General features: G+C 43.1%; 2 protein-coding genes. One reads left to right on the top strand and one right to left on the bottom strand.

Going from position 1 to position 2,531, the window contains the following annotated elements; translation table 11 throughout:
• The first annotated feature begins 3 nt into the window (after positions 1–3).
• A complete protein-coding gene (locus RDS42_RS14075) occupies positions 4–1,131 on the top strand; it encodes an AI-2E family transporter (RefSeq protein WP_308784213.1) in 1,128 nt (375 codons plus the stop codon).
• A 115-nt stretch (positions 1,132–1,246) separates the two neighbouring features.
• Here RDS42_RS14075 and RDS42_RS14070 read toward each other — a convergent pair whose 3' ends face one another.
• Positions 1,247–2,479 carry an argininosuccinate synthase gene (locus RDS42_RS14070; protein WP_308784212.1) on the bottom strand — a complete coding sequence of 411 codons (1,233 nt, stop codon included), beginning with the start codon at positions 2,477–2,479 and terminating at the stop codon, positions 1,247–1,249.
• Between the last annotated feature and the right edge of the window lie 52 nt (positions 2,480–2,531).

Here is a 2,531-nt window from a genome sequence, read left to right as displayed (position 1 = left end):
GGTATCGCATTCGTCCTGATTTTATTTGCTGTTCTTTTATATGTGGGACTTCAGAATCTGAATGTTGTTCTGGATTTTCTGATGAGAGTGATCGGACTGTTCCTGCCGTTTATAGTAGGAGCCGGTATCGCATTCGTCCTGAATGTTCCTATGAAATTTATTGAAAAGAATGTGTTTGGCAGAGGCAAATGGAAAGATACAAAGTTTGTAAAAAAGATAGCGCGTCCGGTAAGCATGATCCTTGCGATTCTGGTAGCTGCGCTTGCTGTTTATATTGTAGGACAGGTAGTGATCCCGGAACTGGCTACAACGGTAATGGGACTTGGGCGTAATATTGAAAGAGGGATTGAAAATCTGACCATATGGATCGATGAGAATTTCAAACAGGATTCTGTCATTGCAGAATGGGCAGAATCGTTGGAGATCCAGCCGCAGAAAACATTAGATGCCGTGATCGGGGCGCTTCAGAATGGAGTGAACAATATTCTCACTTCTACAGTGTCTGTTACGATGGGGATTGTTAATACGGCAATGAATCTGGGAATCGGATTTGTTTTTGCCTGCTATATTCTTCTTCAGAAGGAACGTCTGGCTGTACAGACGAAAAAAGCGTTTTATGCAATCTTCCCGGAAAAAACAGTGAAATATATCCTTCATGTATGTTCACTTGCAAACAGTATTTTTTCTGGATTTGTAACAGGACAGTGTATTGAAGCCGTAATCCTGGGAACGATGTTCTTTGTAGCAATGACGCTTTTCCGATTCCCATATGCCATGCTGGTGGGTGTTCTGATCGCATTTACTGCATTGATTCCGGTATTTGGCGCTTTTATTGGCTGTGCCATTAGTTTTCTTCTGATTCTTCTGGTAAGTCCTATGCAGGCATTGCTGTTTTTGATTCTGTTTTTTGTCCTGCAGCAGATTGAGGGAAATCTGATCTACCCTCATGTGGTAGGAGGCTCAGTAGGACTTCCGTCGGTATGGGTTCTGATGGCAGTGACCATTGGCGGCAGCCTGCTGGGAGTGATCGGTATGCTGATCTTTATTCCTCTGGTGTCTGTGCTCTATGCTCTGTTCCGGGAGTGGACATATAAAAGACTGAAGAAAAAAAACATTAAGGTTGAAAATTGAAAGAATTTCTGTTTGCTGCTTTCTGCAGACGATACATATGAAAGCAGGATAGCAGCTAAATAAAAATCTGCCGGCCAGTTTTGATCTCTGGCCGGCAGGGCTATTCCCATAAATTTTACTGATTATTTTTGTTCTGTTCTACTTCCAGAAGTTTCATAGCTCTTACTTTCAGCGGAAGTCCGAACAGTGTGATAAATCCGTCTGCATCATGATGGTCGTACATATCACCGGTTGTGAAAGAAGCAAGGGACTCATTGTAAAGGCTGTATGGAGAAGTGGTTCCGGCTTTGATGATGTTTCCTTTGTAAAGTTTCATTTTTACTTCCCCGGTAACATATTTCTGTGTGGATTCTACAAAGGCCTGGATCGCTTCACGGAGCGGTGTAAACCATTTTCCTTCATAAACAACCTGTGCAAACTGGCTTCCAAGCTTTTTCTTGGCTTCCATGGTGTCACGGTCAAGAGTCAGTTCTTCAAGCTGATCATGAGCTGCCATAAGGATAGTTCCTCCTGGTGTTTCGTATACACCACGGGATTTCATGCCTACTACACGGTTTTCTACAATATCAACAATACCAATTCCATTTTCTCCGCCGATTCGGTTCAGTTCGGTGATGATCTCAGATACCTTCATTGCTTTTCCATTGAGAGTTTTCGGAATACCTTCTTCGAAAGTCATAGTGATCTCTGTTTCTTTATCAGGAGCTTTCTGAGGAGTAACACTTAAAACAAGCATATCATCATAATTTGGAGCCTGGGAAGGATCTTCAAGCTCGAGTCCTTCGTGGCTGATATGCCATAAGTTACGGTCGCGGCTGTAGCTGTGACGTGCATCAAATGGCAGATTGATGCCGTGAGCCTGGCAGAATGCAAGTTCATCTTCACGGGACTGCATGGTCCATACATCAGTCATACGCCATGGAGCGATGATCTTGATATCCGGAGCCAGAGCTTTGATGCCGAGTTCAAAACGGATCTGGTCATTTCCTTTTCCGGTTGCCCCATGACAGATTGCAACCGCATTTTCTTTTCGTGCGATTTCCACAAGTTTTTTTGCAATGACAGGACGTGCCATGGAAGTACCAAGAAGGTACTGATGTTCATAAACTGCGCCTGCTTCTACACACGGCATAACGTATTCGTCACAGAATTCATCTACGATATCTTCAATATATAACTTAGAAGCTCCGGAAAGTCGTGCTCTTTCTTCCAGTCCGTCAAGCTCATTTCCCTGTCCGCAGTTTACGCAGCAGCAGACAACGTCATAGTTAAAGGTTTCCTTCAGCCATGGAATCAGGGCTGTAGTATCGAGACCACCTGAGTATGCTAAAACAACTTTTTCTTTCATAATAAATCCTCCTTGTTTTGTAACGTTTTATAATTAGAACAGAAGTTAAAAT

Origin of the sequence: uncultured Blautia sp., from assembly GCF_902497045.1 — a bacterium.
In the GTDB taxonomy this organism is placed as follows: Bacteria; Bacillota; Clostridia; order Lachnospirales; family Lachnospiraceae; genus Blautia_A.
Note: the sequence above shows the minus strand (reverse complement) of the source record. Positions and strands in the feature narration are given on the sequence as shown.

What these genes read in the sequence shown, in the direction of transcription:
- RDS42_RS14070 (WP_308784212.1), bottom strand. Translation starts at nt 2,479, where the DNA reads ATGAAAGAAAAAGTTGTTTTAGCATACTCAGGTGGTCTCGATACTACA.